Genomic DNA, 4,904 nt, shown 5'->3' with positions numbered 1-4,904 from the left:
ATTCGCAATTTCGGCTTCACTTCCTTCTACTGGTTGGTCTTTGGCTCCTTTTAATTGTCTAGCCATATTGGATTGACCTGAGCACAACCAAACTTCGCCTAAAAGAATGTCTTTGACTTCAATTTTTTGAGATCCATTGACGGTCAAAACATACGGCCCTCCTTCTTTAGTTGTTTTTATAAAAGTGGTCCAATTTCCATCTTTATCGGTAGTGGTTGTACTTTTCTCTCCCCAACTGGATTGAATTGTAATTTTTGTATTAGGTTTGTCTGTTCCCCAAACGGCTGCTTTTGTATTTCGTTGCAAGACCATATGATCGCCAAATACTGAGGCCAATTCGGTTTGTGCATGAAGTGATATGCATCCCAATATAAATAACAAAAAAGGAATTTGTTTTTTTAATGGAAAAATAGATGGTTTTATAGTCATAATTTAATGTTTTCTAATTCAATTTTAATCTTACTTTTTCTCTGCCTTAATAATTTTTTTCATGTATTTATCAAAAGCTTTTCCATCAAAAGGTACAATGACAATTTTACTTCCATGTTGGTCATTTCCCCTATCTTGTCCTTTGGGCACATCAATAACCGAAAACAGAAAATGAGAGGGATGACCGTTCTCAACATAGACCGTCATACGTTGTACGATGCCCCATTTATTACCTAATCCGTTAGTGTATTTAAAAATATCAGCATTCTTTTTAAAAGCTAACCCTCTACTTTTCCAATCATGAATACCATCTGGCGAGGTAAAATGATAGGAATCGTCTACTCCATGATTATTGACAATCATGTGATACATTCCGCCACTATACCAGACCGTTGGATCTTCCATTTTTTCTTGAGGAATACCTTCCATTCCTTTATAAATTTTATCACCCATAATTTTATAAGGGCCTAAAATTCCGTTTTCGCTCAACATGGGTGCCGTTGAACGTGGAATCATTAAATAATTTCCATCAGGACGCAATAATATCCCCACATTCGCCATAAAACCAACTGTACCGGCTTTTACAGCTCCAGCATTGGAAGTACCATAACGCGCTAAATCTGGATTATAACCATTTGCATCTACCTGAATTTCTCCTAATAATTCAAAGGGGCCATCAGGTGAATCTGATATAAAAACCTCACCACTAGTAACTTCCGATGAAATGACTGCATATTTTCCTTCTTTAGTTCTAAGAGCTACAATGTTATGTCCTAAACCTTCTTTCCAATTGGGATAAACCAAGCCTTTATCTACATAAGGACCTAAGACATTTTTGCTCATACTGTGAACGGCTTTGGTACCAATATGCCAACCATCACTATGTGACATTTCTTGTGTCCAACGACTGGAATACATATGGTAATTTCCTTTATTGTCTTTGATAATACTACCATCCCAATAGCACCAATTTTTCATTGTTGAATCTTCAAGACCATTCGTTATATCCCGAGGCAATACATTGGGTGCTCCCCAAATTCTATCTGCAACCAATGGCTTTTGAATGGGTATAGGTTTAAAAAAGTCGATTAATGTTTTTTGAGTTTGAGCAAAGGAGCAATCTCCAATAAGTAAAACAATTAATAGAGTAACTGTTTTTAAAACGTTTTTCATAGTTATATTATAATTTAATTACATGTTATTGCGCAAAAACCCGTGAAGCATTAAGGTGGAAAATTCACGTCCTAAGCTTTTTTTCGAATTGCGAGCAATTACTTCACTATTTCTTTATTTTAAGTTGAATTTTGTAAACTTCGTTTAAAACAGAAAACCTGACCGTTGTGGTCAAGTCAAAATCTTAAAAAATGCTTATAAAATGGCAAGCAGATTTAGCAGATTCTAGTTAAAATAGATTTACAATTTTGTATCCCTTATTTCTTGACTTTCTTCTCGGCTTTGATGATTTTTTGCATATGTTCATCAAATGCTTTGCCGTCAAAAGGAACTATTATAATTTTGCTTCCGTGATTATCGTTTGGTTTATCCTCACCTTTCTTCACATCAAGAACAGAAAATAGAAAATGAGTTACATGACCGTTCTCTACATAAGCCGTTGGGCGTTCAACAAACTTCCAATTGTTTACTGTTCCGTCAGTATATTTAAAAATCATTGCTTCTTTTTTGAAGGCAATTCCTCGGTATTTCCAATCATGCAGTCCGTCTTCAGAAGTAAAATGATGAGATGTTTTAGTTGGCCAATGGTTATACACAATATGATACAGACCTCCACTATACCACAAAGTAGGATCTTCATTATAATCTTGAGGCAATTCAGGATAATTCATATACACTCTCTCACCCATTATTTTATAGGGGCCTAAGATTCCGTTGTCGCTAATCATTGGAGCTGTGGAACGTCCTATTAGCATGTATTTTCCATCAGGTCTTAATAGAATCCCTACGTTAGACATATGATCATAGAAGAGTTGTTTTTTATTTTGATATCTAGCTAATCCGATATTGAAACCATTGGGATCTATTTCAATTTTACCAAGAAGTTCAAAAGGCCCATCGGGAGAATTTGATACAAATACTTCTCCTTCTGTAATTTCACTAGTTACAACTGCGTATCGTCCATCTTTCATACGTAATCCTATAACGTTACCTCCTGTTCCTTCACGCCATTGTGGCCATAGCAAACCTTTGTCTACATAAGGCCCCATAATATTATCACTTACGGCATGAATTCCTTTGGATCCCAAACGCCAACCATCAGAGTGAGATAAAGATTGATCCCATCCACATACATACATATGATATTTGCCATCATTACTTTTTACAATTTGTCCATCCCAATAATTACTTTTTTTCATTGTGGGATCTTCTAATCCATTAGTTATATCTCTAGGCAAAACATTAGGAGCTCCCCAAATCCCATCAGCAACCAAGGGCTTTTGAATAGGAATAGGTTTAAAAAAATCGATTAATGTTTTTTGAGTTTGAGCATAAGAAAGGTCTCCAACAAGGAAAACAATTAATAGAGCAACTGTTTTTAAAATGTTTTTCATAGTCATTTATTATTTAATTGGTTGTTAATGCGTAATACCGAGTAAACTGTTGCGGTGGAAATCCCAAAGTCTAAGCCTTTTTCTACGAAGTGCGAGTAATCACTTCAAATATATTTTTATTTTAAGTGGAATTTAGTGAATTTCATTTAAAACAGAAAGCCTGACCGTTGTGGTCAAGCCAAAAGCTTAAAAATGGCACGCACATTTAGCAGATTCTAGTTAAAATAGATTTACAATTTTGAACCCCTTATTTCTTGACTTTCTTCTCGGCTTTGATGATCTTTTGCATGTGTTCATCAAATGCGTTACCGTCAAAAGGAACTACTATAATTTTACTTCCATGATTGTCATTTGATTTGTCTTGTCCTTTACCCACATCGATTACCGAGAACATAAAATGCGTCACATGACCGTTCTCAACATAGGCCGTTGGTCGTTCTATGTATTCCCAATTGTTTACTGTTCCATCTGTATATTTGAAAACCATTGCTTCTTTATTAAAAGCGATTCCTCTGTAGGTCCAATTATGCAAACCGTCATCAGAAGTAAAATGGTGGGAGGTTTTGCTTGGCCAATTGTTGTACACAATGTGATACAAACCACCACTATACCACAACGTAGGGTCTTCGTTTTTGTCTTGTGGTAACTCAGGGTAGTTTTTATAAACTCGATCACCCATAATTTTATAAGGCCCTAGAATGCCATTATCGCTAATCATAGGAGCGGTGGAACGTCCTACAAGCATGTATCTCCCATCGGGTCTCAATAGAATTCCCACGTTCGACATCTGTCCATAGGAGGGCTTTGTTTTGTTTTGGTATCTGGCCAATCCCTTATCAAAACCATTGGGATCTACTTCGATTTTACCTAGCAATTCAAAAGGGCCTTCTGGATTTTTAGAAACAAATACTTCTCCATCAGTGATTTCGCTTGTTATGGTAGCATAACGGCCATCGTGCATGCGCAAACCAATGACGTTGTGTCCCATTCCTTCTTTCCATTGTGGCCAAAGCAAACCTTTATCAATATATGGTCCCATGATGTTGTCACTCACCGCATGAACACCTTTGGATCCTAAATGCCATCCATCAGAATGTGAGAACGATTGATCCCAGCGACTGGCATACATATGGTATTTACCATCATCACTTCTTACAATTTTCCCGTCCCAATAACAGCTCTTTTTCATGGTAGAATCTTCCAATCCGTTTTTGATATCACGAGGCAAGACATTGGGTACTCCCCAAATTCCTTCGCTCACCAATTTGCCTTGCGGTGACATGGGTAGGAAAAAATCAATCAGTGTTTTGTCCTTTTCTTGCGCAGTAAGTGAAATCGTTGCAGCTAGAAAAACAACAACAATATTACTAATCTTTCTGAGGTTCGACATGATTATTTAGCGATTATCGTTTCAATAATTTCAGAAACTTTGTCATTCTTATCTTTGAATCTTTTAATGTATCCTTTTAATTCTACTGCTAGTTTTTTAGCAACTTCACTATATTTTGGATCATTAATAAAATTGACTCTCTCTATAGGATCGGCTTTAATATCTAGTAACCAAGGTTCCTCTTTGGCTGTAACAACTAATTTAAATTGTTCGGTAATAGCAGCATAGTATCCTAATTTAGAAAAAGTGACATCGTTCCAATTAGCAGGTATTTTTTTTGCTAACAAAGGCGTTAAGTCCCTACCACCCACCTTTGGACAATCCACATTTAACATACTCAAGAAAGTTGGCATCCAATCGGTGTTATTTGCTGCTTGATTTACAACCAGACCTCTTGGAACTAAAGGAGATTTTCCTAGACTTCCTTGTGCCATGATACACGGAATTTTAGCTGATGCCTCATGAATCGTTCCTTTATTGACACGCCCGTATTCTCCTAACAAATCGCCGTGATCCGA

At 36.5% G+C, this 4,904-nt stretch carries 4 protein-coding genes and 1 pseudogene; all 5 read right to left on the bottom strand.

Features of this window, described 5'->3' with window-relative positions; translation table 11 throughout:
• Positions 1-429 (bottom strand): annotated as a pseudogene (locus tag WBQ70_RS03620) (9-O-acetylesterase); the annotation flags it as partial.
• A 30-nt stretch (positions 430-459) separates the two neighbouring features.
• Positions 460-1,602, bottom strand: coding sequence for a hypothetical protein (locus WBQ70_RS03615; protein WP_423910689.1), 1,143 nt, complete (start codon positions 1,600-1,602; stop codon positions 460-462).
• 257 nt (positions 1,603-1,859) lie between these two features.
• The gene (locus WBQ70_RS03610; protein WP_423910686.1) at positions 1,860-2,996 is read right to left on the bottom strand and encodes a glycoside hydrolase family protein; all 1,137 of its coding nucleotides are present in this window, start codon (positions 2,994-2,996) and stop codon (positions 1,860-1,862) included.
• 247 nt (positions 2,997-3,243) lie between these two features.
• The gene (locus WBQ70_RS03605) at positions 3,244-4,386 is read right to left on the bottom strand and encodes a glycoside hydrolase family protein (RefSeq protein ID WP_423910684.1); all 1,143 of its coding nucleotides are present in this window, start codon (positions 4,384-4,386) and stop codon (positions 3,244-3,246) included.
• A 2-nt stretch (positions 4,387-4,388) separates the two neighbouring features.
• Positions 4,389-4,904 (bottom strand): sulfatase/phosphatase domain-containing protein (locus WBQ70_RS03600; protein WP_423910681.1); only part of this gene is annotated, 516 nt, incomplete at its 5' end.

Source organism: Flavobacterium sp., assembly GCF_049590715.1.
Classification (GTDB): domain Bacteria; phylum Bacteroidota; class Bacteroidia; order Flavobacteriales; family Flavobacteriaceae; genus Flavobacterium.
Note: the sequence above shows the minus strand (reverse complement) of the source record. Positions and strands in the feature narration are given on the sequence as shown.